At 31.5% G+C, this 25,525-nt stretch carries 22 protein-coding genes and 5 tRNA genes; 21 read left to right on the forward strand and 6 right to left on the reverse strand.

Annotated elements, in window-relative coordinates; translation table 11 throughout:
* Window positions 1–2 precede the first annotated feature (2 nt).
* From V7R38_RS12620 to uvrA, 6 genes are all read right to left on the reverse strand, one after another.
* Window positions 3–2,426, reverse strand: a complete 2,424-nt coding sequence (locus tag V7R38_RS12620) for a zinc-dependent metalloprotease (RefSeq protein ID WP_334058967.1) — start codon at window positions 2,424–2,426, stop codon at window positions 3–5.
* Window positions 2,427–2,548: 122 nt separating this feature from the next.
* Window positions 2,549–5,002, reverse strand: coding sequence for an alpha-ketoacid dehydrogenase subunit alpha/beta (locus tag V7R38_RS12625; RefSeq protein ID WP_334058968.1), 2,454 nt, complete (start codon window positions 5,000–5,002; stop codon window positions 2,549–2,551).
* A gap of 144 nt (window positions 5,003–5,146) precedes the next feature.
* Window positions 5,147–7,954 (reverse strand): aminopeptidase, encoded by a 2,808-nt coding sequence (locus V7R38_RS12630; protein WP_334058969.1) that lies wholly within the window; start codon window positions 7,952–7,954, stop codon window positions 5,147–5,149.
* Window position 7,955: 1 nt separating this feature from the next.
* Window positions 7,956–9,233 carry a T9SS type A sorting domain-containing protein gene (locus V7R38_RS12635; protein ID WP_334058971.1) on the reverse strand — a complete coding sequence of 426 codons (1,278 nt, stop codon included), beginning with the start codon at window positions 9,231–9,233 and terminating at the stop codon, window positions 7,956–7,958.
* A 4-nt stretch (window positions 9,234–9,237) separates the two neighbouring features.
* The gene (locus tag V7R38_RS12640; protein ID WP_334058973.1) at window positions 9,238–9,945 is read right to left on the reverse strand and encodes an LOG family protein; all 708 of its coding nucleotides are present in this window, start codon (window positions 9,943–9,945) and stop codon (window positions 9,238–9,240) included.
* A gap of 54 nt (window positions 9,946–9,999) precedes the next feature.
* Window positions 10,000–12,822 carry an excinuclease ABC subunit UvrA gene (gene uvrA, locus V7R38_RS12645; RefSeq protein ID WP_334058975.1) on the reverse strand — a complete coding sequence of 941 codons (2,823 nt, stop codon included), beginning with the start codon at window positions 12,820–12,822 and terminating at the stop codon, window positions 10,000–10,002.
* Between the two features lie 100 nt (window positions 12,823–12,922).
* Between uvrA and V7R38_RS12650 the strand changes: the two genes are divergently transcribed.
* The 21 genes from V7R38_RS12650 (at window position 12,923) to rplL (ending at window position 25,465) form a co-directional block, all read left to right on the forward strand.
* Entirely contained in the window at window positions 12,923–13,159 is a 237-nt protein-coding gene (locus V7R38_RS12650) for a PspC family transcriptional regulator (RefSeq protein ID WP_015480745.1), read from the forward strand.
* 2 nt (window positions 13,160–13,161) lie between these two features.
* On the forward strand, window positions 13,162–14,160 hold the full coding sequence (locus tag V7R38_RS12655) for a potassium channel family protein (protein ID WP_334058978.1): 999 nt from the start codon (window positions 13,162–13,164) through the stop codon (window positions 14,158–14,160).
* Entirely contained in the window at window positions 14,161–15,060 is a 900-nt protein-coding gene (locus tag V7R38_RS12660; RefSeq protein WP_334058980.1) for an SDR family oxidoreductase, read from the forward strand.
* 88 nt (window positions 15,061–15,148) lie between these two features.
* Window positions 15,149–16,741, forward strand: a complete 1,593-nt coding sequence (locus tag V7R38_RS12665) for an alanine/glycine:cation symporter family protein (RefSeq protein WP_334058982.1) — start codon at window positions 15,149–15,151, stop codon at window positions 16,739–16,741.
* Between the two features lie 11 nt (window positions 16,742–16,752).
* Window positions 16,753–17,658, forward strand: coding sequence for a helix-hairpin-helix domain-containing protein (locus V7R38_RS12670; RefSeq protein ID WP_334058984.1), 906 nt, complete (start codon window positions 16,753–16,755; stop codon window positions 17,656–17,658).
* A gap of 20 nt (window positions 17,659–17,678) precedes the next feature.
* Window positions 17,679–18,845, forward strand: a complete 1,167-nt coding sequence (locus V7R38_RS12675; protein ID WP_334058986.1) for an acyl-CoA dehydrogenase family protein — start codon at window positions 17,679–17,681, stop codon at window positions 18,843–18,845.
* Between the two features lie 307 nt (window positions 18,846–19,152).
* Window positions 19,153–19,350, forward strand: coding sequence for a 30S ribosomal protein S21 (rpsU, locus tag V7R38_RS12680; protein WP_015480739.1), 198 nt, complete (start codon window positions 19,153–19,155; stop codon window positions 19,348–19,350).
* 100 nt (window positions 19,351–19,450) lie between these two features.
* Window positions 19,451–20,338 carry a tyrosine-type recombinase/integrase gene (locus V7R38_RS12685; RefSeq protein ID WP_334059071.1) on the forward strand — a complete coding sequence of 296 codons (888 nt, stop codon included), beginning with the start codon at window positions 19,451–19,453 and terminating at the stop codon, window positions 20,336–20,338.
* 3 nt (window positions 20,339–20,341) lie between these two features.
* Window positions 20,342–20,650 (forward strand): ribosome hibernation-promoting factor, HPF/YfiA family, encoded by a 309-nt coding sequence (gene hpf / locus V7R38_RS12690; protein ID WP_015480737.1) that lies wholly within the window; start codon window positions 20,342–20,344, stop codon window positions 20,648–20,650.
* A 97-nt stretch (window positions 20,651–20,747) separates the two neighbouring features.
* A tRNA-Thr gene (locus V7R38_RS12695) sits at window positions 20,748–20,821 on the forward strand.
* Between the two features lie 41 nt (window positions 20,822–20,862).
* Window positions 20,863–20,944: transfer RNA gene (locus V7R38_RS12700), tRNA-Tyr, on the forward strand.
* 14 nt (window positions 20,945–20,958) lie between these two features.
* Window positions 20,959–21,031 (forward strand) — tRNA-Gly (locus V7R38_RS12705).
* A gap of 17 nt (window positions 21,032–21,048) precedes the next feature.
* Window positions 21,049–21,121: transfer RNA gene (locus V7R38_RS12710), tRNA-Thr, on the forward strand.
* A gap of 60 nt (window positions 21,122–21,181) precedes the next feature.
* A complete protein-coding gene (tuf, locus tag V7R38_RS12715) occupies window positions 21,182–22,369 on the forward strand; it encodes an elongation factor Tu (RefSeq protein WP_015480736.1) in 1,188 nt (395 codons plus the stop codon).
* Between the two features lie 77 nt (window positions 22,370–22,446).
* A tRNA-Trp gene (locus tag V7R38_RS12720) sits at window positions 22,447–22,518 on the forward strand.
* A 19-nt stretch (window positions 22,519–22,537) separates the two neighbouring features.
* The gene (gene secE / locus V7R38_RS12725) at window positions 22,538–22,726 is read left to right on the forward strand and encodes a preprotein translocase subunit SecE (protein ID WP_015480735.1); all 189 of its coding nucleotides are present in this window, start codon (window positions 22,538–22,540) and stop codon (window positions 22,724–22,726) included.
* A gap of 9 nt (window positions 22,727–22,735) precedes the next feature.
* Window positions 22,736–23,284 (forward strand): transcription termination/antitermination protein NusG, encoded by a 549-nt coding sequence (nusG, locus tag V7R38_RS12730; RefSeq protein ID WP_015480734.1) that lies wholly within the window; start codon window positions 22,736–22,738, stop codon window positions 23,282–23,284.
* Between the two features lie 70 nt (window positions 23,285–23,354).
* On the forward strand, window positions 23,355–23,792 hold the full coding sequence (gene rplK / locus V7R38_RS12735) for a 50S ribosomal protein L11 (RefSeq protein WP_015480733.1): 438 nt from the start codon (window positions 23,355–23,357) through the stop codon (window positions 23,790–23,792).
* Between the two features lie 19 nt (window positions 23,793–23,811).
* A complete protein-coding gene (gene rplA / locus V7R38_RS12740; protein WP_015480732.1) occupies window positions 23,812–24,501 on the forward strand; it encodes a 50S ribosomal protein L1 in 690 nt (229 codons plus the stop codon).
* Between the two features lie 19 nt (window positions 24,502–24,520).
* On the forward strand, window positions 24,521–25,039 hold the full coding sequence (gene rplJ / locus V7R38_RS12745) for a 50S ribosomal protein L10 (protein WP_015480731.1): 519 nt from the start codon (window positions 24,521–24,523) through the stop codon (window positions 25,037–25,039).
* A gap of 48 nt (window positions 25,040–25,087) precedes the next feature.
* Window positions 25,088–25,465: a 50S ribosomal protein L7/L12 gene (gene rplL, locus V7R38_RS12750; RefSeq protein ID WP_015480730.1), complete on the forward strand. Its 378-nt coding sequence runs from the start codon at window positions 25,088–25,090 to the stop codon at window positions 25,463–25,465.
* Window positions 25,466–25,525: the final 60 nt, after the last annotated feature.

The raw sequence follows: 25,525 nt of genomic DNA on the forward strand, positions 1-25,525 counted from the left end.
TCTTAATTAGGGTTTAAAGCTTCCTTAATTTTTGCTATACAATCTTTATAATGGTATCTGGTAATCCTATTCACCTTTCTGTTTTTTGCAAGTGTTAATTGAAAGTTTAGTGATTCTAATTCACCTCTAACAATAGAATTAATATCTGCATGCTGTGCATTTTTAGAATTAAGTAAATAGCTCATTCTGTCAATAAACGATTTCTGTAAATTACGTCTAAACACATCTACATTTCTTGTATAATTTGCTTCTTTAAAAATTCCGTTTCTTAAATCTCTAATCATATCAATTGCTTGGTATGTTGTAGGTTCAATTACAGAAGCATCAATCATTCTTTCTAATTTTGATTTGTTTAATAAACCATTTAGCTGTCTGTTTTGTAAACGTAACATTCTGTTGGTATAACCACTCTCATCAATATTTGCTAAGATTTTATCATCTAGCAGCCATTCTTGCGTTTGAAATGCATTTTCTTGCAACCAAACCATGGCTTCTTTTTGTTTTTCTTTAGAAACTGCTTTGTATACAAAACCATTCTGGGTTGGTTTTTTATTGTATTCATAAACTCCACCAATATTTCCAGAAACATGCCCTACATATCTGCTCCAAACACCCAGTAATTCACCATACAATTCAGATAAATCTTCATAATTATTGGTTTGATTTGAGGTCCAAGCAGGTAAATTATTAGCAACTATTTTAAGGTTTTTTATACCATAAGTAGACGCCTTTACTTGGTCATTTCCTATACCTTCTGTCTGTGCTGAAGGGTCAAAACGTTGGCCACCAAACCTGTAAATAGGATCGTTAGCTTTACTTTCAATCCATTTATCTAAAGTTTTAACTTCATCTTTTGGATTTTTAGCCCAAGAAAGTTTACGATACCCCCAATTGATGGCATAATGATCATAAGGTCCTAATTGACGAATAAATCTAATGTTTTCATCTCCAGGTTGTGCTACATAATTATAACGAGCATAATCCATAATTGTAGCAGCAATTCCCATTTTCTGTGTGAATTTTCCAGATCTTAAAGAATCTACAGGGTATGCATAACTAGCTGCCATATTATGAGGTAACCCAAGTGCATGACCAACTTCGTGTGAAATTACCATACGCATCATTTCACCAATTTCTTCTTCAGGTGTATCTAAAGTTCTTGCAGAAGGGTTTGCAGCCCCAGTTTCTAATAAATATCTATTTCTATATGAGCGTAAATGGTTGTGATACCAAATAATATCGCTCTCTAAAATTTCTCCTGTTCTTGGGTCAGAAACACTTGGTCCTGTTGCGTTTCTAGTTGTACTGGCAACATATCTAATAGATGAATAACGAACATCTTCCATACTAAATTCTGGATCTTCTTCTTTAGTTGGTGCATATTTAGCCATAATTGCATTTTTAAACCCAGCTGTTTCAAAAACTTTTTGCCAATCGTCTACACCCTGCTTAATAAATTTCTTTAATTTATCTGGAGTTGCAGGATCTAAATAATATACAATGGGTTTAATTGGCTCTACCAATTCTCCACGATTATAAGCGTTGATATCCTTTGGCTCTAACCTCCATCTTCTAATATATCTTTTAGAATCTGCTTTTAAAGCTTCAGAGCTGTAATCTACATTTCCAATAGAAAAATATCCAACTCGTCTATCGTAAATTCTAGGCATCATTTTATCTTCTGGTAAAACAATCATTGATTGATTTACACGAATTGTTATAGTATTCGTTCTTGAATTGCTAGGTGGTGCATCTGCATCAAAAGTAAAGTCTTGTACTACTTCTATATTGTTTGGGTAACTTTTAATTGAGTTGATAAAACTTCTAGAAGCATCTAATCTTCTCACTTTATACGTTCTTCTATATCTTGCAGGTAAAGCAGAAATTGCTTTAATATCTGAAGTAAAGAACTTAGTTACATCTACTAAAACTGATGTAGAATCTGTATTTTCTGTTTTAACGTCAAATGCATAAATTATAGGCTCTAAGTTATTAGCTTTTACAGATTTGTAAATGGGTAAAGAATCATTAGCAACTGCATTATAAGACTTTACTTTTAATAAAATTTTGTTTTGAAATTTTTCCCAAACTACAACTTGAGTATTGATTTTTGAACCAGCGTTTACATACCCACCACCTAAACCTGCAGGAATATCTTTAATTCTGGTAACCAATAACATTTCTTTACCAAAATGAGTTTTTGGAATTTCGTACATAAATTTTCCATTGTTGTTATGTACTTTAAATAAACCATCATCGGTTTTTGTGCTTGATTTTACAAAATCTGAATACTTTGGTTTTTTATTCTTTTTCGGTTTTGGAGCAACTTGTTCAGTTTGTTTTTTTCTTGATTTCTTTTTTTGAGCAATAACTTCAGTTTGAAAAGAGAAAGTTAAAATCAAAGAAAATAGTAGTAGTTTTCTCATGAAAGTTTAGTTTGAATTTAAGTTTTCTAAATTAAGAAAAACTAAAAAGAAATGGAATATAGATTCTGTTAAAATAAAAATCCCAATCATTGCTGATTGGGATTTTTTTTATAACTGAAAACTTAATATAAGCTCTTGAATTTATTAGGATTAAACTCATGCATAATCGCATAAATTTTTTCAAAAATATCTTCTGAAGATGGTTTAGAAAAGTAATCACCATCTGTACCATAAGCTGGTCTATGTGCTTTTGCAGACAATGTAACTGGTTTACTATCTAAATATTGATATCCATTTTGTGTTTCTAAAATTTCTTGTAAAATATATGCTGAAGCTCCTCCAGGTACATCTTCATCAACTACTAATAATTTATTAGTTTTGGCAAGGCTTTTTACACAATCGTGATTTAAATCGAAAGGTAATAAACTTTGTGCATCAATAATTTCGATATCTATACCAACTTGTGCTAAATCTTTAGCTGCATCTTCTACAATTCTTAAAGTTGAACCATAAGATACTACTGTAATATCCTTACCTTCTTTAATGGTTTCCACAACTCCGATTTTAGTTTTAAAATCTCCTAAGTTTGTTGGTAATTCTTCTTTTAATCGATAACCATTTAAACATTCTATTACTAAAGCAGGATCATCACCTTCTAAAAGTGTGTTGTAAAATCCTGCAGCTTTAGTCATATTTCTTGGTACTAAAACATGAATACCCCTCAAGCTATTAATAATAGCACCCATAGGTGAACCTGCATGCCAAATACCTTCTAGCCTATGACCTCTTGTTCTTATAATTAATGGTGCCTTTTGCTTACCATATGTTCTATAACGTAAAGTAGCCAAATCATCACTCATTATTTGAAGTGCATACAAAAGGTAATCTAAATATTGAATTTCGGCAATTGGCCTTAAACCTCTCATTGCCAAACCAATTCCTTGGCCTAAAATGGTAGCTTCTCTAATTCCTGTATCAGAAATCCTAATGTCTCCAAATTTTTCCTGTAAACCTTCTAAACCTTGATTAACATCACCAATAAAACCTGCATCTTCACCAAAGATTAGAACATCTTTGTGCTTGGTTAAAATGGCATCAAAATTGTCTCTCATAACAATTCTAGCATCTACTAGATTTTGCTCTTGAGCATACGTTGGTGCTTCTTCTAAAACTTTTAAAGCACTTGCTTCTGTTTCACTTAATAAGTGAGATGAATATTTATCATGAGCCTGAGTTAATGCTTCTTTAATAAAGTTTTGCAATTCTATTTTAGCAGCAATATCTTCATCTCTAATATACCATAAACATTTTCTAGCTACAGATAAAACATCTTTTCTAGTTGGTTCTGTAATTGCATTTAAATCGTTAATATACTTGTTGATAAAGTTTTCATTAACGCTTTTTGCAGCTACTCTTTTTAATATGTCTGAAACTTCTAAAAGTTCTGATTTTATCTCATTTAAAAAGGCATTCCATGCATTTCTTTTTGCATTGGTAACCTCTTTTTTAGCTTCTTTTTCTAGAATGATTAATTCTTCTTCACCTTCTACAAAACGTAATGTTTCTCCAGTTTCTGTTTCTAGTTCAAAATCTAAAATCCATTCGCGCATTTTAGTTAAACAGTCATGATCCTTTTCCCATTTTAAACGGTCTTGATCTTTGTAACGTTCATGAGAACCAGAGGTTGAATGACCTTGAGGTTGAGTTAATTCTTTGACATGAATTAATACTGGCACATGTTCTTCTCTTGCAATTTTAGATGCTTTTTGATATACATCCATCAATTGAACATAATCCCAACCATTTACTACAAAGAGTTCATAACCTTTATTTTTCTCATCTCTCTGAAATCCTTTTAAAATTTCAGAAATACTTTCTTTTGTAGTTTGATGTTTTGCGTGTACAGAAATACCATATTCATCATCCCAAACATTCATAACCATTGGTACTTGTAAAACACCAGCAGCATTAATTGTTTCAAAAAATAAACCTTCACTGGTACTTGCATTACCAATTGTACCCCAAGCAACTTCATTTCCTTTATTTGAAAAATTAGTTTTATGAGCTACACTTTTTTCATTTCTATAAACTTTAGAGGCTTGCGCTAAACCTAATAAACGAGGCATTTGACCTGCAGTTGGAGAAATATCTGAACTTGAATTGTATTGTTGCGTAAGGTTTTTCCAACTACCATCTTCTTGCAGACTGTGTGTTGCAAAATGCCCTCCCATTTGTCTACCTGCAGACATTGGGTCTGCTTCAATATCTGTATGTGCATACAAACCAGCAAAAAATTGCTGAGCACTTAACTCACCAATTGCCATCATAAATGTTTGATCTCTGTAATAACCAGATCTAAAATCTCCTTTTTGAAAAGCCTTGGCCATGGCTAATTGTGGTACTTCTTTACCATCGCCAAAAATACCAAACTTGGCTTTACCTGTAAGTACTTCACGTCTTCCTAACAAACTACATTCTCTACTAATTTTTGCAATTTTATAATCTTGCAATACTTCTTTTTTAAAATCACTGAAAGAAATTTCTTGAGAACTCTGTGTAGCAGTTTTAGTTGACATATATTTTTAGTTTTTTACGAATGCAAAGATAGTTTTTTTAGTTGATATTTAAAAATATTTGATCTGGTTAAGAATATGTTAAAATTGACGGGGTAAAATTAGGTTTTGTTGAGAATTATACAATTAAACCTCTTTTGTTTGTTATTATAGGAATCCTCTTCTAAAGAAATTGTAAATCTGGTTTACGTTGGCTGTAAGTGTAAATCTAATTTTTTGAGGATACGCTTCTTGACTAATTTCCCAGCCATTGTTAGAGTAGATAGGAAAATAAACTTCTAAAATATTATGAATAAAGTTTAAACGGATACCATTATTGTAACCAAAATATAATGGGTTGTCTCTGTTTTTTAAAAACGCTACATCATTATAAAATTCAACCCATTTCCAAATACCAAAACTCGAATTGAAAGCCATCATGTATTGATTGGCAAACCTAACTGGTAATACAGATTTAAAACCACCCTCTGCAATGATAAATTGCTGACTAAAAATTCCTGTATCTTCAGATCTACCAAAGTAGTTCAACTGAAACAAGTAGTCATTAGCTCTGTCTAAACCAAAACTAAAGTAATCTCCAGTTGAATTGTTTTTTAAGAAAGCACCCACAAATACTCTAAAGTCTAATTGTGTGTCTGATGATGACAAAGTTCTGTACCTAATATCTGCAGTTAATTTAGAGAATTTTGCTGCTACTTCTAAACCAAAATCATATCTAAATTCTTTTATAATATCTGGATTTACATAATTGTAACGCAAACTAAAAACACTGTAATTATCTTCGTTTGTTCTAATTTGTCCTTCAGGAATTTCTTTGTCAATATGTACTAATTTTGCTCTAATTGATTCTGATGTTGCATCTCGTAAACTTTTTCTTTTAAAGATAACATTCACAAAAGGAAGCAAAGATTGGTAACTTAAGTTAGGTGCATAATCTAAATTTACACCAGAAATACCATACATAATTTTGTAAATCTTGGTTTTTTCGAAATATTGATTATATATTCCAGAAAAAGAACCAATTATACTTTTGCTTTTAAAAGCATAAGAAGGTTTAAACGCAAATTCGAAATTACGTTTAATTAAAGCCTTGTTGTGTAGTTTTACACCAAGAATAATTCCATTATAAAAATTATAGCCAAAACTTGGTTGGTAAAAAACTTGATTGTAGTAAGAATCATTTACATCTTTAATTAAACTCATTTTTAATGGTTTGTTAAAGATTTTATTTTCGAGACTTTTCCAGTTGTCAAAGGTGTTTAATTCTGGATAATAATTTTCATAGTTTAAGGCCACTTTATTTATGCCTTCTTTAGGAATATTTACAGTGTCTAATTTGTCAATATCATTTACCCATTTTTTATATTTAATTTCACGATCGTTTAAACCGTATAATAAAACAGGTGTGGTAATATTTCTTTTATTTTTAATAGAAACAGCTATACTGTCGTCTTTAATTTGTACATCTTTAATGGTGTAATCTATCTTTTTATTTGTTTGGATAAAATCGGCAAAAAACCAATCTATTTCTTTGTCTGTTTTAGATTTTATCAATTTTTTAAAATCAGAACTAGCAACAATTGTATTTCTGTTTTCTTGATAAAATTCTTTAATACTGCTGTTCAACAAACTATCTCCTAAATAACCTTTTAAATATTTAAAAGCCAAACCAGCTTTGTATCTGTTTGCTATTTTTCTATTAAAATTTGATAAAGAATCTGCTGATGTTGTAAGTGCTTGATCTAAAAATCTTCTTGAACTAAATTGATATACTAAAGGATATTTATCGTTAAACTCTAATTTAGATAAATTGAAAGATCTTAGAAACCAATAATCTGAATAACGTCCTAAAAGTTTTGTGTTTGGGTAGGTTTGCTCTATATATTCTAACATTAAATAATTGTGCAAACCGTCTAAAAACCAGCAATCTTTTCGCTTGTTAAATAGTAAAGTGTTCTCAATAAATTTTCTGCTTAGGGCTTTAAATAAAGTGAAATCCCATTTAAAATTTTCTGGAAATGGACTTAAAAAATCTGGTAATTGGCTCAACCCATGAACAGGGTCTTTGCTCTGTGTAATTCTATCAATATAAATTTCTTTGTAAGGATACTTGCCTAAAAATTTTTCAATGAATTTTAATTGTTTGTTTAAGATTACTGTAGATACTTTTTGTGTGATATCATCATCAGAAATATCTGTGTAAACATTAATGTTATTTGTTTTATATACAGTATAAATTTTCTTTTTATTAATACTTAAAATAACATCGGTTTTGCTTTTACCTATTAAATAATAGTCGTCTGTGCGTTCTTTTTCAGTTTTGTATTGGTATAAAGTACTTTCTAAAACATAACCTTTAGGTACACTCATTTGAATATCAAAATCTGTCGCTTTTTCATACAAATCATCAATATTTAAATTGCTCATAAGTTCCCAGCCTTCATGATAAACTGCTGGAGTTATATACCAAAATCTTAAATGATAACCATTTTCTGTTTTTCCATAACCTGTAAATTCTGCGCTTGGAACTTTAATTGTATAAGTGATGTTAATTTTTACAGTATCATTCTGTTTTAAAGGTTTTGATAATTTTATTTTAAGAATATCTGCTCTATCTTCTACTTCTTTAAAAAAGATGTTTTCGAAGTCTACACTTAAGTTTTTAATGTTGCTGTAACCTAATTTGTAAGCAGGAGCAAAGTATAAATTTTTGTTGTAGTCTTTGATGAACCTTTTAGAAAGTGGAGTTTTTCTATCTCTAAAACTATTGGCCCAGTTGTGTAGGTAAATATTACTTAAAATTGAATCTGAACTATTATAAAAAATTATTTCTTGCTGTACAAGTATTTGGTTTTCAAGTGGATTTAAAGAAGCTTTAATCTTAATAGCATTCTGTTGCGAAAAACATGCAACGCAAAAGAGAATGCCAAATAAGATATTAAAAACTTGTTTCAAATTAAATTTTTATAAATTTCTGAACTTTATAGTTGTCTATTTTAATGTAATAGACCCCTTTTTTAAGGGTTTCAGTATCAATTTTTAAAGTTTTCGAATTTACATTTTTTAAATGAATTATTTTCTGACCAAGTTGATTATAAATAAAAATTCGATTTACTTTTTCAGATACATTCAATTGAAGGTTATTCTTGACAATATTTGAGCTTAAAAAGCTAACCCCTTCATTACTTTCTACATTTAAAGCACTTGGATTAAATTCCATTTCTAGGGTTATAGGCAAATGATCACTAAAAAAGTACAATGCATTTCTTAGATTTTGAGAAAATTCGCCTGTACAAGTTGAATTACTGACAAATGAATTGTAACAATTACTGTTGTTACCTACTGTTTTGTAGCTATCAGGTTTGTAAGAAAGAGTAGAGCTGGTGGTAAAATTTTTAGACATCATTATAAAATCAAATCTATCATCCATACCACCTCCAGAGCCATCACCATTCACTTGGCCATTTCTCGTAGATTGAGAGTGTACATCAGCAAAAGATTCGTTGTTCCAGAAATAAGTTGAGTCGAAATTGTTTTCATTAAAATAGTCTACACCATCATTTGGAAAACTTGGGCAAAGTCTGTTAATAGGATCGATTAATTGAATGGAATTATTCTCATCAATAATTTTTTGAAAACCAGGCTCGTTGCTTGTGTAAAAGTTAAAATCTCCAGCAAATAATACAAAACTATCTTTAGGTAATCTGTCTAATTCTCTTGTGAAATTTTCTACAGAATTTAGTCTTTTCTCCATGTTATCAAACCCTCTAGAGGCCTTAAGATGCGTTGCAAAAACTTCAATTCTTACATTTTCATTATTGTCATCTTCGCTTTTTACAATAAAAGTATAATGATTAATGTCTCTGATACCTGTAGGAATTACCTCATTAAACTCTAATTCTAGTTTATTAGAATTGTAGTAAATCATTTGTAAAAGACCTGTTGCTGGTGATTCACTTGGTTTAAATTCTGCCTTCTTAAAGTTAGCATTAAAAGGTAAAATAGCATTATCAAACATATAGTTTGAGGCTATTTCATTCTTTAACTCACAAATCATAAAAATGTCTGGTTGCAAATCATCTAAAATGGTTTTTAGATAAGGAGTACGTTCCTGACTTTGTGTGTCTGAATTGTAGTTTAAGGTGTTGTAAAACATGGCTTTAATGTTTGTTTGACCGTTTAAAAGTGATGCAAAACAAACAAATAAAACAAGCAGATGCTTCTTTAGAAACATGGGTTTAGAAGTTTGGTTTCAACTTATATTTAGCATAGAATTTATTAAAGTGCTCTACAGCTTCCTCTGCTGTATCTACAACTCTAAACAAACTCAAATCTTCTAATCCTATATTTTTTTCTGTAATTAATGTGTCTTTGATCCAATCTAATAAGCCACTCCAAAATTTAGAACCAACCAATACAATAGGAAAACGACCTATTTTTTTAGTTTGTATTAAAGTGATTGCCTCAAAAAGTTCATCCATAGTTCCAAATCCACCAGGCATTACTACAAAACCTTGAGAGTATTTTACAAACATTACTTTACGAACAAAGAAGTAATCAAAATCTAAACTTTTACCTGGATCTATCCAAGGATTATCATGTTGTTCGAAAGGCAATTCTATGTTTAGACCTACAGAAAGACCTTTACCTCTATTGGCACCTTTGTTACCAGCTTCCATAATTCCTGGTCCTCCACCAGTAATCACTCCAAAACCAGCTTGTGTTAATTGATAACCAATTTCTTCTGCTAATTTATAATAAGGATGGTCTGGTTTTGTTCTTGCAGATCCAAAAATGGAAACGCAAGGTCCAATTTTACTTAAACGTTCATAACCTTCTACAAACTCAGCCATAATTTTAAAAATGGCCCAAGAGTCATTGGTTTTAATTTCGTTCCAAGTTTTTTGTTGAAGTTTTTCTCTTATTTTTCTATCGTCGTTATTCATAAGTCTTTTTTTTTAAGGCTTGCTAAATTAGTTAATTAAAGCTTATTAAAAAGTTTAATTTAATTCCTTCTTTAAAAATTTAGCTGTGTAGCTAGTTTTGTGTTTTGCAACTTGTTCAGGAGTACCTTTGGTTAAAATTTTCCCACCTTTTTTTCCACCTTCCATACCAACATCAATAATGTAATCTGCTAGTTTTATAACATCTAAATTATGTTCTATAATAAGTACAGTGTTTCCTTTATCAGCTAGTTTGTTAAGCACATCCATTAAAACACGTATATCTTCAAAATGTAATCCTGTAGTAGGTTCATCAAGGATATAGAAAGTATTTCCAGTATCTCTTTTAGATAATTCTGACGCTAATTTAATTCGCTGAGCTTCACCACCAGAAAGTGTTGTTGACTGTTGTCCAAGGGTTATATAGCCTAGCCCAACATCCTTTATTGTTTTTAATTTTCTATGAATTTTAGGAATGTTTTTAAAGAATTCTGTAGCATCTTCTATTGTCATTTCTAAAACATCAGAAATTGATTTTCCTTTGTAACGTATTTCTAAAGTTTCTCTGTTAAAACGTTTTCCTTGACAAGTTTCACACTCAACTTGTACATCAGGTAAAAAGTTCATTTCAATAACTCTAACTCCTCCTCCTTGACAAGTTTCACATCTACCACCTTTTACGTTAAATGAAAAACGACCTGGTTTGTAACCACGAATGGCAGCTTCTGGAGTTTTTGCAAACAGGCTGCGAACTTCATCAAAAGTTTTTGTGTACGTTGCTGGGTTAGATCTTGGTGTTCTACCAATAGGAGATTGATCTATATCAATTACTTTATCTACATGTTCCAGGCCTTCAATTTTTTTGAAAGGCATTGGTTTTTTAACTCCTCTATAAATATTAGCATTCAATATAGGGTAGAGGGTTTCGTTAATTAATGTCGATTTTCCACTACCAGAAACTCCAGTAACACAAATCATTTTTCCTAAAGGAAACTCAACAGAAACATTTTTTAAATTGTTACCTGAAGCACCTTTTAGTGTGATAGATTTTCCATTTCCTTCTCTACGTTTTTTAGGAACCTCAATTTTTTTTCTGCCTGTTAAATAATCTGTGGTTAATGTTTCGTTTTTTATGATGTCTTCATAAGTGCCAATACTTACAATTTCTCCTCCATGCTTTCCTGCACCAGGCCCAATGTCTAAAACATAATCTGCTTTTTTCATCATATCCTCATCATGCTCAACCACCAAAACAGAATTACCAACGTCTCTTAATTTTACAAGAGAGTCTATTAGTTTTTGATTGTCTCTTTGATGTAAACCAATACTTGGTTCATCTAAGATATATAGCACACCTACCAATTGAGAACCAATTTGGGTAGCTAATCTTATTCTTTGTGCTTCACCACCAGAAAGCGATTTAGATGTTCTGTCTAAAGTTAAATAATCTAAACCAACATCTAATAAAAACTGAATTCGAGTTCTTATTTCTTTAAGTATTTCTGATGCAATTGTGTTTTGTTTTTGGGAAAGAGATTGTTCTATATTTTCAAATAATTTAGCCAATTCTGTAACATCCATTTGAGCTAAATCACTAATGTTTTTATCAGTAATTTTAAAATGTAGCGCTTCTTTTTTTAAACGTTTGCCTTCGCAAGTTTTACAGGTAACTTCATCCATAAAACCCTTTGCCCAACGTTTTATAGAGGTGCTTTCTGCATTATTGTACTGATTATCTATAAAAGAAATGATGCCTTCAAAATCAATTTTATAATTTCTGGTGACTCCTGCAACTTTAGATTCTATATTAAAAGATTCATTGCCACCATTTAAAATAATGTCTAAAGCGTCTTTAGGAATATCTTTAATGGCATCTGATAATTTAAATTGATAACGTTCTGCAATATTTTGAATTTGCTTAAAAATCCAGCTGCTTTTTTGTTCTCCTAAAGGAGCTATTCCACCTTTTTTAATAGAAATACTATCATCAGGAATTACTTTTTTAAGATTAATTTCTTGAGTTGTGCCTAAGCCATTACAAGTAGCACAAGCACCTTTAGGTGAGTTAAATGAGAATGTATTTGGTTCAGGATTTGGATATGCAATTCCTGTTGTTGGGCACATTAATTCTCTACTAAAATAACGAGGTTTTTCATTATCAACATCAATAACCATCATTATATTATTACCCGAATACAATGCTGTTTTTATGGTTTCTTCAAGTCTTTTTTCTGATTTTTCGTTCACCAAAAGACGATCGATTACTACTTCTATATCATGCGTTTTGTACCTGTCTAAACGCATGCCTTTTTCTATTTCTCTAATTTCACCATCAACTCTTACTCTAACAAAGCCTTGTTTAGATATTTGCTCAAAAAGTTCTCTATAATGCCCTTTTCTAGATTTAATTAATGGCGCTAAAACTGCAATTTTTTTGTTGGCGAAATCAGTAGTAATTAATTGCTTAATTTGCTCATCAGAATAACTTACCATTTTTTCTCCAGTGTTGTAAGAGTAGGCATCTGCTGCCCTTGCAAAAAGAAGTCTTAAAAAATCGTAAATTTCTGTAATGGTACCAACAGTAGATCTTGGACTTTTATTTGTTGTTTTTTGTTCTATAGAAATTACTGGAGATAGGCCATCAATTTTATCTACATCTGGCCTTTCTAAACCACCTAAAAATTGACGTGCATAAGCAGAAAACGTTTCTATGTAACGTCTTTGACCTTCAGCATAAATTGTATCGAAAGCTAAAGATGATTTTCCACTACCACTTAAACCAGTTATTACAACCAGTTTTTCTCTTGGAATTTTTACGTCAATATTTTTTAAATTATGCGCTCTTGCTCCGTAAACTTCTATGTATTCTTGATCTTTCAAATAAGGTGTTTTTTGCAAAAGAACAAAGTTAAGGATTCCTAAGCATTTTTAATTTAAAACTGAAGAACAAAAATCAATAGAATTGTTATCTTGCATTAAAATGAAAAACAACAAGTTTATACATACAATTCGTCATTTTTTTGAAAGACATGGTTTTGGTTTTTTTCAAAGATTAGCAGATCGATTAGGAATGCGTGCTAAAAACGTACGTATCTATTTTATCTATGTTACGTTTTTTACTGTAGGTTTATCTTTTGGGTTTTATCTAACCTTTGCTTTTGCAATGAAATTAAAAGATTTAATTTATACAAAAAGAAGCTCTGTATTCGATTTATAATTATGCGTGTTTTAGATTCAAAAATCAATAGAATTGTTTTTCTAATATTATCTGTTTTAGGTACAGGTACTATTGGTTATATGGTTTTGTCTAAATATTCTTTTGTAGACGCATTGTATATGACTGTAATAACTGTAACAACAGTTGGTTTTAGTGAGGTTAAACCTTTTACACCTCAAGATAAAATATTTACCATTTTCTTAATTTTAACAAGTATTTTTATTTTAGGTTATGCAGTATCTACTTTTTCTGAATATTTGGTAAGTGGTAAGTTATTTGATTATTTTAAACATAGAACAGTGGAGAAAAAAATAACGAAATTAAAAGGACATTCAATTGTTTGTGGTTATGGAAGAAATGGAAGACAAGCCATTGTAAAATTGATGAATTACAACAAAGAATTTGTTGTAGTTGAAAGAAACAAAGAACTTGTTGAAGAAATTGAAGCTGCTGGGCATTTATGTATTCAAGGTGATGCTACTTTAGATGAAACTTTAATAGCGGCTGGTATTTTAGAAGCAGATAATTTAATTACGGCTTTGCCTTCAGATGCAAATAATTTATTTGTGGTGTTGAGTGCAAGGCAATTAAATAGTCAAATGAAAATTATTAGTAGAGCATCGAATGAAAGTTCTTACAGTAAACTTAAAATTGCAGGTGCAGATAATGTAATTATGCCAGATAAATTAGGAGGAGATCATATGGCTTCTTTAGTGACTACTCCAGATGTAATAGAGTTTGTAGATCGACTTACGATTGAAGGAGAAACAACTGCTAACTTAGAAGAAATTATTGTAGATGATTTACCACAAAAATATAGAGGTAAAACAATATTAGATTTAGATTTAAGAAGGCAAACAGGGTGTACAGTAATTGGTTTTAGAAATCCAGATAAAGATTATGTGATAAACCCAGAAGCATCTACTGTTTTGGTTGATAGTGCTCACCTAATTGTTTTAGGTAGACCAGAACAAATAATGAAACTAAGAGAATTGTTTTAAATGATTAAAGTTGTAATAACAGGCAGTAATGGTTTATTGGGTCAATCGCTTTTAAATTTATTGCTGAAGGAGAATGATAAATATGATGTTTATGGTTTTTCTAGAGGAGTTAATAGAAGTGGTAGAAATGATTTTCAATACATTTCAATAGATATTACTAATAAAAGTCAGCTTACTGAAGAACTGTTGAAAATCAAGCCAGATTATATTATAAATACAGCTGCAATGACTCAAGTTGATGCTTGTGAAAATGATAAAGCAAAATGTGATATTCTAAATGTTGAGGTTGTAGAGTGGTTGGCAGCTATTTGCCAAGAATTAAGTGCGCATTTAATTCATATTTCTACAGATTTTATTTTTGATGGTAAAAAAGGTTGGTATAAAGAAACAGATGAACCTAATCCATTAAGCTATTATGGTTTATCTAAATTAAAGTCAGAACAGGTTTTAGAAAAATCGAACATTAATTATACCATTTTAAGAACCATTTTGGTGTATGGTAAAGTGTTTGATATGAGCAGAAGTAATATTGTACTTTGGGTTAAAGAATCTTTAGAAAACAAAAGAGAAATAACTATTGTAGATGATCAATATAGAACCCCAACCTATGTAGAAGATTTGGCTTTGGCCTGTAAAATCTCTATGGATAAGAATGCAACAGGTATTTTTAATATCTCATCTTCAGAATTGTTAAGTATTTTTGATATTGCAAAGCAAGTTGCAGCAGTTTTTAATTTAGATGATTCTTATATAAAATCAATTTCAACTGCAACATTAAATCAAACTGCAAATAGACCAATTAAAACAGGGTTTGATTTATCAAAAACAAATAAAGAACTCAACTTCTATCCAAAGACATTTAAAGACGATTTACAGAGATTTAAAGAAACCTTAATGTAAAAATCATATTTAACGTATAAAAGTTGTCAAAACTTCAATTTTTTAAGATATTGCGCCTTACTAATTCAAAATCTAACATAGATATATTATGAAGAAAAAATTTCTTTCATTACTTTTTTTAGCAGTTCCATTATTTACAATCGCCCAAGAAAAAGGCTTAGATCAGCAAATTGATGAAGCTTTTGGTAGCGCAACAGGATGGTTCGTAGACTTTATTTTTTATCAAATTCCATTTACAGATACAATTAGCATTTATTGGGTATTGTTCCCTCTAATATTAGGAGCTATGTATTTTACTTTCTATTTCAATTTTATCAACTTTAGAGGTTTCTTTACTTCTATAAATATTGTAAGAGGTAAATACGATGGTTTAGAAGGAAAAGGTGAAGCAAAAGCAATAGAAGTAGATGGTAATGTGTCTACCACAGATACAGGTGATAACCCTGATACTGTAAGAGTTGAAGGTCATGATGGAGAGGTTTCTCATTTCCAAGCGTTAACAGCAGCACTTTCTGCTACAGTTGGTTTAGGTAACATTGCTGGAGTTGCAATTGCAGTTTCAATTGGTGGGGCAGGAGCAACGTTTTGGATGATAATTGCTGGTTTCTTAGGTATGGCTTCTAAGTTTGTAGAATGTACTTTGGGGGTTAAATATAGAGATATTGCTGCAGACGGAACCGTTTATGGTGGACCAATGTATTACTTAACTAAAGGTTTAAAATCTAAAGTATTAGGTAAAATTTTAGCAGGTGCATTTGCCATATTTGTAATTGGTGGTTCATTTGGAGGTGGTAATATGTTTCAGGTAAATCAAGCATTTCAATTAGTACAAAATATAACAGGAGGTAATGAGTCTGTTTTAGCAGGTAAAGGATGGTTGTTTGGTTTAATCATGGCAGTTTTAGTGGGTATTGTAATTATTGGTGGTATTAAGAAAATTGCCAAGGTTACAGATAAAATTGTACCATTCATGGTAGCTATTTATGTAGGTGCTGCATTATTTGTGATTTTTGCAAATTATGATATGATTGGAGCTGCATTTGGTCAAATTTTTAATGGAGCATTTAGCCCTGAAGGAATTGCAGGTGGTGCAGTTGGAGTTTTAATTCAAGGTTTTAGAAGAGCAGCTTTCTCTAATGAAGCAGGTATTGGTTCTGCATCTATTGCACACTCAGCTGTAAAAACAAAATATGCTGCAAGTGAAGGTATGGTTGCATTATTAGAGCCATTTATAGATACTGTTGTTGTTTGTACAATGACAGCTTTAGTATTGATTATTACTGGTTTTGTAGATCCATTAAATCCACCAGCAAATGATGCTCAAGCAATTTTATTAACATCAAGTGCATTTGCATCATCTATATCATGGTTTCCATATGTATTAACAGTTGCAGTTGTATTGTTCGCATTTAGTTCAATGATTTCATGGTCTTACTATGGTTTTCAAGGTTGGGTTTATTTATTTGGTAGATCTAAAAAAATGGAATATACCTATAAAGTGATCTTTTGTATATTCGTTGTAATTGGAGCTGCAGCAAGTTTAGGATCAGTAATTGGTTTTTCTGATGCTATGGTTTTTGCAATGATGGTTCCAAACATGATTGGTCTAATAATATTAGCCCCTAAAGTAAAAGAAGAGCTAAAAAAATACATGAATGCTATTAAAAGTAGCGAAGCATAAGATTTAGTTTTATGAAAATATTTAAATCCCATTTCTGGTATAACAAAAGCCAAAGAAATGGGATTTTTCTTTTAGTTGTTTTAATAGCAATTCTACAGGTAATCATATTTGTCAAACCTTTTTCGTCTGAAGAAAAGGTAACTATAAATGATAATGATTTAATTGCTTTTCAACATAGAATTGATAGTTTAAAAATTGTTGAAATTGAAAATAGAAAGCCTAAAATATATCCTTTTAATCCAAATTATATTTCAGATTTTAAAGGCGAACAATTGGGCATGTCTCTAGAAGAGATTGATAGGTTGCATGCTTTTAGAAAATCGAATAAATTTATAAATTCAAAAGAAGATTTTCAAAAGATCACCAAAGTTTCAGATTCCTTGTTAAACAAAATTTCACCCTATTTTAAATTTCCAGATTGGGTGGTAAAAAGGAATAACGCACTAAAGCAAAATCAAAATAAAAATAGGTCTAATAACGCTTATTCAACTGATAAAACAGTTGGTTACAAATTGTCTACTAAGGATATAAACAAAGCAACAGCTGAAGATTTAAGGTCAATAAACGGAATTGGGCCATCATTCTCAGAAAGAATTATTAAGTATCGTTCTAAATTACAAGGTTTTTCATACCCATCTCAATTGTATGAAGTTTGGGGTTTAGAGCCAGAAATCGCAGATAAAGTATTAGCCGTTTTTAAAATAATTGAATTACCTGTAATTAAAAAACAGAATGTAAATACTGTTGAGTTCAAGCAGTTACTCAAAAATCCATTTATAGATTATGAGCTGTGTAAGAAAATATTTAACTATAGAGATGAAGTTGCAGAGCTTCAAAACATATCAGAATTAAAAAATATCAAAGGGTTTCCTTTAGATAAATATGATAGAATAGTCTTATATTTGATAGCTGAATAATAATTAAAAATTCACTTCAAATGAGCAGTATGTATTTTACTGAAGAGCATGAAGCTTTTCGTGCTAGTTTCAAAGATTTTTTACAAAAAGAAGTTGTGCCTCATATAGAAAAATGGGAGAAAACAGGTTCTATAGAACGTTTCATCTGGAAGAAGTTTGGTGAAATGGGTTACTTTGGTTTGTCTACTCCAGAAGAGTTTGGAGGTATGGATTTAGATCTATTTTATACTGTGATTTTTTTAGAAGAATTACAAAAAATTAACTCAGGTGGTTTTGCTGCTGCAATGTGGGCTCATGAATATTTAGCCATGACACATTTAAATAAAGAAGGTAATCAGCAACAGAAAGAAAAGTATTTGGTGCCTAGTGTAGAAGGAGATAAGATTGGCTGTCTATGTATTACAGAACCATTTGGTGGTTCAGATGTAGCAGGTATGAGATCTACTGCTGTTAAACAAGGAGATAAGTACATTTTAAACGGATCTAAAACATTCATAACAAACGGAGTTTATTCAGATTACTTAATAGTAGCTGCAAAAACAGATCCTTCAGACAAGTATAAAGGCATAAGTATTTTTGTTGTGGATAGAGATTCTAAAGGAATTTCAGCAACCAAATTAGATAAACTAGGTTGGAGAGCATCAGATACTGGAGAAATCGCTTTTGATAATGTAGAAATTCCTGCTGAAAATTTGATGGGAGAAGAAGGTCTGGGTTTCCCTTACATTATGCAGCATTTTGCATTAGAACGCTTAATAATGGGTGTTAATGCACATGCAAGAGCAGAGTTCGCAGTAGATTATGCAGTGCAATATATGCAAGAAAGAATCGCGTTTGGTAAATCCTTAGACAAGTTTCAAGCTTTAAGACATAAAGTTGCAGAAATGGCGAGTAAAGTAGATATGTGTAGAGAGTATAACTATTCTATTACCAAAAGATTAGATCAAGGTACTTACGTGGTTAAAGAAGCAAGTATGTCTAAATTATTATCTACAAAAATAGCAGATGAAGTTATTTACGATGCTCTTCAATTGTTAGGAGGTTATGGTTATATGGAAGAGTATCCTATGGCTCGTTTATTAAGAGATAGTAGACTTGGTCCAATTGGTGGTGGTACATCAGAAATTTTAAAAGAGATTATCGCAAAAATGGTAATTGATAAAAAGGAGTATAAACCAGCAACATAGTTTTTTGTGAGCTAGTTTGTTTTTGGATAATATTAAGAAAGCACTCAGATTTTTGTAAAAGAAAATAGGAGTGCTTTTTTATTTCTTAGTGTGTTACCTAAAGGTCGGGCTTTTCATTATATCTTTTTTGAGAAAAACAAAAAAGGATGCCATTTCAATCCCTAACGCAAATTGCTAGTCTAAAATAAAATCATATAAAAATTTGTATTTCATTTTTTATAAGTACATTTGCAGTCCAAAAATTATAAATCAGCAGTTTAACTGCAATTAAAATATTTAAGATACTTATGAAGGGAGGTGCCAACTTATGTTAATTATACCTGTAAAAGAAGGAGAGAATATAGATAGAGCTTTAAAACGTTATAAGAGAAAATTCGACAGAACAAAGACGATGAAGAACTTACGTAACAGAAAAAACTTTACAAAGCCTTCAGTAGCTAAAAGAGCTCAAAGAATTAAAGCTTCTTACGTTCAAAGATTAAGAACACAAGAAGAAGTAGGTTAGTCAATTAACCTCAAATAAAACTAGACTCGTATCAATTCTTTTGATACGAGTTTTTTTATGCTTCTATTTTTGTAAATTTATCCTCTACACAAAAAGAATAATTTTGATTAAAGCCTTCTTAGATTATTTGTCTCATGAGAAAAACTACTCAAAGCATACTGTAATTGCCTATCAAAAAGATTTAAATTCTTTTAAAAGTTTTATCCAAATAAATTTTGGTCAAGAGGATTTGCTAGAAGTAAATTATTCACAAATAAGAAGTTGGATTGTAAGTTTGGTTGAAGATGAGATTTCAAATAGAACCATTAACCGAAAAATTAGTTCGTTAAAATCATTTTATAAGTTTCTCCAAAAAACAGAGCAGATAAAAAGTAATCCACTGCAAAAGCATAAAGCCTTAAAAGTTGCAAAAAAAGTGCAGGTGCCTTTTTCTCAAAAAGAGGTAGCAACTGTATTGGAGTCAAATACTGAAAATAGTTTTGTTTCTATTAGAAATAAATTAATGGTAGAAATTTTCTATTCTACAGGTATTAGAAGAGCTGAGTTGATAAATATTCAATTAAAAGATATAAATAGTGGCAGCAACGTTTTAAAAGTCTTAGGAAAGCGAAATAAGGAAAGGTTGGTGCCAATCTTAAATTCAGTTTTAAAGACACTGAATCTTTACTTGAATCACAGAAAAAATATAAGTAATAATTCAGAATACTTATTCATTACAGAGAAAGGAAACAAAATATATGAAACCCTTGTTTATAGAGTTATAAATTCCTACTTTAGTAAAGTCTCCTCAAAAGTAAAAAAGAGTCCACACATGCTGAGGCACTCATTCGCAACTCATTTGCTGAATGAGGGGGCAGATTTAAATTCGGTTAAAGAGTTGTTAGGGCATTCCTCTTTAGCTTCTACTCAAGTCTACACTCACAATAGTTTAGATGCGATTAAACAAGTGTATAACCAAGCTCATCCTAAGAGCAAAAAAAATGAATAGATTATGAAAGTATTTACCCAATCAGTCAATTTCAATGCAGATAGTAAGTTAATCAGTTTCGCTGAGAAAAAAGTAGAGAGCCTTGTAAAGTTTCATGATAAAATTGTTGATGCAGAAGTTTTTCTAAAAGTTCAAAATACAAGCGATAAAGAAAATAAAATTACAGAAGTTAAAATTAATATTCCTGGAAGTGAATTAATGGTAAAAAGAGAAACAAAAACCTTTGAAGAAGGCATCAATTCAGCGGTTGATAATTTAAAGAGGCAGTTAAAGAAATCGAAAGAGAAATTAAGAGATTCTTTAATTTCATAAAAAAATAAAAAAATAATAATAAAAAGTTTTGGAATTTAAAAAAACTTTATACATTTGCAATCCGTTAGAAATAGCGGGTTGTTTTTTTCAACTAAAAGCCGATGTAGCTCAGCTGGCTAGAGCAGCTGATTTGTAATCAGCAGGTCGTGGGTTCGAGTCCCTCCATCGGCTCTAATAAAAGAAACAAAAGTTCATTAAAATAGTAAGTTTGAGGGGAGATACTCAAGCGGCCAACGAGGACGGACTGTAACTCCGTTGACTATGTCTTCGCAGGTTCGAATCCTGCTCTCCCCACAATTTACATTTTTGCGAAAGTAGCTCAGTTGGTAGAGCGTCAGCCTTCCAAGCTGAATGTCGCCGGTTCGAACCCGGTCTTTCGCTCTAAAAAAATCAACAAAGCCGGTGTAGCTCAGTTGGTAGAGCGCATCCTTGGTAGGGATGAGGTCATGGGTTCAAATCCCATCATTGGCTCATTTGAAAAGTATTATTAGACACTAAATATATTTAAACTAAGAATTAAAATCAATAATTATGGCAAAAGGAACTTTTGACCGTTCGAAACCACACTTAAATATTGGTACTATCGGACACGTAGATCACGGTAAAACAACTTTAACTGCGGCTATTACTAAAGTATTAGCTGATGCAGGATTCTCTGAAGCTAGATCTTTTGATCAGATTGATAATGCACCAGAAGAAAAAGAAAGAGGTATTACAATTAATACTTCTCACGTTGAATATCAAACAGCAAATCGTCACTATGCTCACGTTGACTGTCCAGGTCACGCGGATTATGTAAAGAACATGGTAACAGGTGCTGCACAGATGGATGGTGCTATTTTAGTTGTTGCTGCAACAGATGGGCCAATGCCACAGACTAGAGAGCATATCTTATTAGGTCGTCAGGTAGGTATTCCTCGTATCGTTGTTTTCTTAAACAAAGTTGATATGGTGGATGATGAAGAGTTATTAGAGTTAGTAGATATGGAGGTAAGAGAATTATTATCTTTCTATGAATATGATGGAGATAATGGTCCTGTAGTTTCAGGTTCTGCTTTAGGAGCTTTAAATGGTGAAGAAAAGTGGGTTAATACTGTTTTAGAATTAATGGAGCAAGTTGATGCTTGGATTGAAGAGCCATTAAGAGAAGTTGATAAAGATTTCTTAATGCCTGTTGAGGATGTATTCTCAATTACTGGTCGTGGAACTGTTGCTACAGGTCGTATCGAAACGGGTATTGCAAATACAGGTGATGTTGTTGATATTATTGGTATGGGTGCTGAAAAAATGTCATCTACTATTACTGGTATCGAGATGTTCCGTCAAATCTTAGATAGAGGAGAGGCTGGAGATAACGCTGGTATCTTATTAAGAGGTATTGCTAAAGAAGATATTAAGAGAGGTATGGTAATCTGTAAGCCAGGTTCTGTAACTCCTCATGCTAAGTTTAAGGCAGAGGTTTATGTTCTTAAGAAAGAAGAAGGTGGGCGTCATACTCCATTCCATAACAACTATCGTCCGCAGTTTTACGTTAGAACTACAGATGTAACAGGTACTATTAATTTACCTTCAGGTATTGAGATGGTTATGCCAGGAGATAACTTAACAATTACAGTTGACTTGATTCAGCCAATTGCATTAAATGTAGGTTTACGTTTTGCGATCCGTGAAGGAGGTAGAACTGTAGGTGCAGGTCAAGTAACTGAATTATTAGACTAATAATTTATTAGTTTTATTATTTCAAAATTATAAAGGTATTCCGTTTTTTACGGAATACCTTTATCAATGAATAAGAAACGGGCGTAGTTCAGCGGTAGAGCACTGGTCTCCAAAACCAGCTGTCGGGAGTTCGAATCTCTCCGCCCGTGCAAATAAAAATATAGTAATATGAACTTTATTCAATATATCAAAGACTCTTTTGATGAGCTTAGCAACCATATGACATGGATCTCTAAGGAGGATGCTCAGAAAACTACAGTTACAGTGGCAGTATTTACTATTGTGTTTGCTTTAGCTGTTGCAGGTATTGATTATGTTTTTCAAACAGGGTTAGATAACTTTTTTAAATTATTTTAATAATTAACTATGGCTGATTCGGTAATGAAATGGTATGTTGTTAGAGCCATTGGAGGACAAGAGAATAAAGTAAAAAATTATATAGAAACAGAAATTTCTAGAGTAGGTTTATCAGATTATGTTAATCAAGTTATAGTTCCTACTGAAAAGGTTGTTCAAATCAGAAATGGCAAGAAGGTTAATAGAGAGAGAGTTTATTTTCCTGGTTACATTATGGTTGAAGCTAATTTATCTGGTGAGGTTCCGCATGTTATCAAAGCGATTACTGGAGTTATTGGTTTTCTGGGTGAGGTAAAAGGTGGTGAACCTGTTCCTATGAGAAAGTCAGAAGTTAATAGAATGCTAGGTAAAGTAGATGAACTTTCTGTACAGGATGAAAATATTGCAATTCCTTATAATGTTGGAGAAACTGTTAAGGTTGTAGATGGTCCATTTAATGGTTTTGATGGTACTATAGAAAAAGTAAATGAAGAAAAGCGTAAGCTTGAGGTAATGGTGAAAATATTCGGAAGAAAAACACCATTAGAGTTAAGTTATATGCAAGTAGAAAAGATATAATTGTTACACAGATATATATCGATTTATTTTTTGGCTTCCAACTTAAAATAAATCATTAAACATTTTTAAAATGGCAAAAGAAGTTAGTAAAGTAGTTAAATTACAAGTAAGGGGAGGCGCAGCGAATCCATCGCCGCCGGTTGGACCCGCTTTAGGAGCTGCTGGTGTTAACATTATGGAGTTTTGTAAACAGTTCAATGCAAGAACGCAAGATAAGCAAGGTAAAGTTTTACCTGTGGTTATTACTGTTTTCAAAGACAAATCGTTTGATTTTGTTGTAAAAACTCCTCCTGCAGCAGTTCAGTTACTAGAAGCGGCCAAAATTAAAAAAGGTTCAGGAGAACCAAATAGGAAGAAAGTAGCATCAGTTACTTGGGATCAGATTAAAGTAATTGCAGAAGACAAAATGGTAGATTTAAATGCCTTTGAAGTAACTTCAGCAATGAAAATGATAGCAGGTACAGCACGTTCTATGGGATTAACGGTAAAAGGGAATGCACCAGCATAACTTTATAAAAAGTAGTAAAATGGCAAAATTAACAAAAAAGCAAAAGGAAGCTTACGCTAAGGTTGATAATACTCAATCTTATGATTTAGCAGCTGCTTCAGCGCTAGTCAAAGACATTACTAATGTAAAGTTTGATGCTTCTGTAGATTTAGCGATTCGTTTAGGAGTAGATCCACGTAAAGCAAATCAAATGGTTAGGGGTGTAGTAACTTTACCTCATGGAACTGGTAAGGATGTAAAAGTTTTAGCATTAGTAACTCCAGATAAAGAAGCAGAAGCTAAAGAAGCAGGTGCTGATTACGTTGGGTTAGATGAATACCTTCAGAAAATTAAAGGAGGTTGGACAGATGTTGACGTAATTATTACAATGCCTAGTGTAATGGGTAAATTAGGTCCATTAGGAAGAATTTTAGGTCCTAGAGGTTTAATGCCTAATCCAAAAACAGGTACAGTAACTATGGATGTTGCTAAAGCAGTAACAGATGTTAAAGCTGGTAAAATCGACTTTAAGGTAGATAAAACTGGTATTGTTCATGCAGCAATTGGAAAAGTATCTTTCGATGCTAAGAAGATTGAAGAGAATGCAAATGAATTAATCCAAACAATTATTAAATTGAAACCTACAACAGCAAAAGGAACGTATGTAAAAAGCGTTTTTATGTCTAGTACTATGAGTCCTAGTATACCTGTTGAAGTGAAAACTGTTTAATACGTTAAAACTTATAATTATGACTAGAGAAGAGAAATCACAAGTAATACAAGATTTAACAGCAGTATTAGCAGATACAAATACACTTTATTTAGCAGATATTTCTGGATTAAATGCACAAACTACTTCTAATTTAAGAAGAGCATGTTTCAAAGCAGGAGTTCAGTTATCGGTTGTTAAAAATACATTACTTGCGAAAGCAATGGAAGCATCAGATAAAGATTTTGGTGATCTTCCAACAACATTAAAAGGTAATACATCAATGATGATTGCTGAGGCAGCTAATGCACCAGCAAAATTAATCAAAGAATTTAGAAAGAAATCTAAGAAGCCTATTTTAAAAGGAGCTTTTGCAGAGGAATCTATTTACATTGGTGATGATCAATTAGATGCTTTAGTAGATATTAAATCTAGAGAAGAGTTAATTGGTGAAATCGTTGGATTATTACAGTCACCTGCTAAGAATGTTATATCAGCATTACAATCAGGAGGACAAACACTTTCAGGTATTATTAAAACTTTATCTGAAAAAGAATAAGCGCACAAATAAACTATAATAAAACACAAAATTTTAAAAACAATTAAAATGGCAGAATTAAAAGATTTCGCAGAACAATTAGTTAACTTAACAGTAAAAGAAGTTAATGAATTAGCTACTATTTTAAAAGATGAGTATGGTATTGAACCAGCAGCAGCAGCAGTAGCAGTAGCAGGACCAGCAGCAGGTGGTGGTGATGATGCAGCAGATGAGCAAACTGAATTTGATGTTATCTTAACAGCAGCAGGTGCTTCTAAATTAGCAGTTGTAAAATTAGTTAAAGAATTAACTGGTTTAGGATTAAAAGATGCTAAAGGTATCGTAGATAGCGCACCAGCTCCAATCAAAGAAGGTGTATCTAAAGATGAGGCTGAAGGTCTTAAAAAATCTTTAGAAGAAGCAGGAGCAGAGGTAGAGCTTAAATAAGCTTTTACTTCTCGAGTTTCGAACAGTGATATCGAAATCGAGAAAACAAATTTAGGTTTA

It is taken from the genome of Polaribacter sp. P097 (assembly GCF_036864555.1).
In the GTDB taxonomy this organism is placed as follows: domain Bacteria; phylum Bacteroidota; class Bacteroidia; order Flavobacteriales; family Flavobacteriaceae; genus Polaribacter.

Coding starts and splice junctions, on each gene's coding strand:
- V7R38_RS12620 (WP_334058967.1), bottom strand. CDS start 2,426: ATGAGAAAACTACTACTATTTTCTTTGATTTTAACTTTCTCTTTTCAA.
- V7R38_RS12625 (WP_334058968.1), bottom strand. CDS start 5,002: ATGTCAACTAAAACTGCTACACAGAGTTCTCAAGAAATTTCTTTCAGT.
- V7R38_RS12635 (WP_334058971.1), bottom strand. CDS start 9,233: ATGTTTCTAAAGAAGCATCTGCTTGTTTTATTTGTTTGTTTTGCATCA.
- V7R38_RS12640 (WP_334058973.1), bottom strand. CDS start 9,945: ATGAATAACGACGATAGAAAAATAAGAGAAAAACTTCAACAAAAAACT.
- V7R38_RS12650 (WP_015480745.1), top strand. CDS start 12,923: ATGAAAAACAACAAGTTTATACATACAATTCGTCATTTTTTTGAAAGA.
- V7R38_RS12655 (WP_334058978.1), top strand. CDS start 13,162: ATGCGTGTTTTAGATTCAAAAATCAATAGAATTGTTTTTCTAATATTA.
- V7R38_RS12660 (WP_334058980.1), top strand. CDS start 14,161: ATGATTAAAGTTGTAATAACAGGCAGTAATGGTTTATTGGGTCAATCG.
- V7R38_RS12665 (WP_334058982.1), top strand. CDS start 15,149: ATGAAGAAAAAATTTCTTTCATTACTTTTTTTAGCAGTTCCATTATTT.
- V7R38_RS12670 (WP_334058984.1), top strand. CDS start 16,753: ATGAAAATATTTAAATCCCATTTCTGGTATAACAAAAGCCAAAGAAAT.
- V7R38_RS12675 (WP_334058986.1), top strand. CDS start 17,679: ATGAGCAGTATGTATTTTACTGAAGAGCATGAAGCTTTTCGTGCTAGT.
- rpsU (WP_015480739.1), top strand. CDS start 19,153: ATGTTAATTATACCTGTAAAAGAAGGAGAGAATATAGATAGAGCTTTA.
- hpf (WP_015480737.1), top strand. CDS start 20,342: ATGAAAGTATTTACCCAATCAGTCAATTTCAATGCAGATAGTAAGTTA.
- tuf (WP_015480736.1), top strand. CDS start 21,182: ATGGCAAAAGGAACTTTTGACCGTTCGAAACCACACTTAAATATTGGT.
- secE (WP_015480735.1), top strand. CDS start 22,538: ATGAACTTTATTCAATATATCAAAGACTCTTTTGATGAGCTTAGCAAC.
- nusG (WP_015480734.1), top strand. CDS start 22,736: ATGGCTGATTCGGTAATGAAATGGTATGTTGTTAGAGCCATTGGAGGA.
- rplK (WP_015480733.1), top strand. CDS start 23,355: ATGGCAAAAGAAGTTAGTAAAGTAGTTAAATTACAAGTAAGGGGAGGC.
- rplA (WP_015480732.1), top strand. CDS start 23,812: ATGGCAAAATTAACAAAAAAGCAAAAGGAAGCTTACGCTAAGGTTGAT.
- rplJ (WP_015480731.1), top strand. CDS start 24,521: ATGACTAGAGAAGAGAAATCACAAGTAATACAAGATTTAACAGCAGTA.
- rplL (WP_015480730.1), top strand. CDS start 25,088: ATGGCAGAATTAAAAGATTTCGCAGAACAATTAGTTAACTTAACAGTA.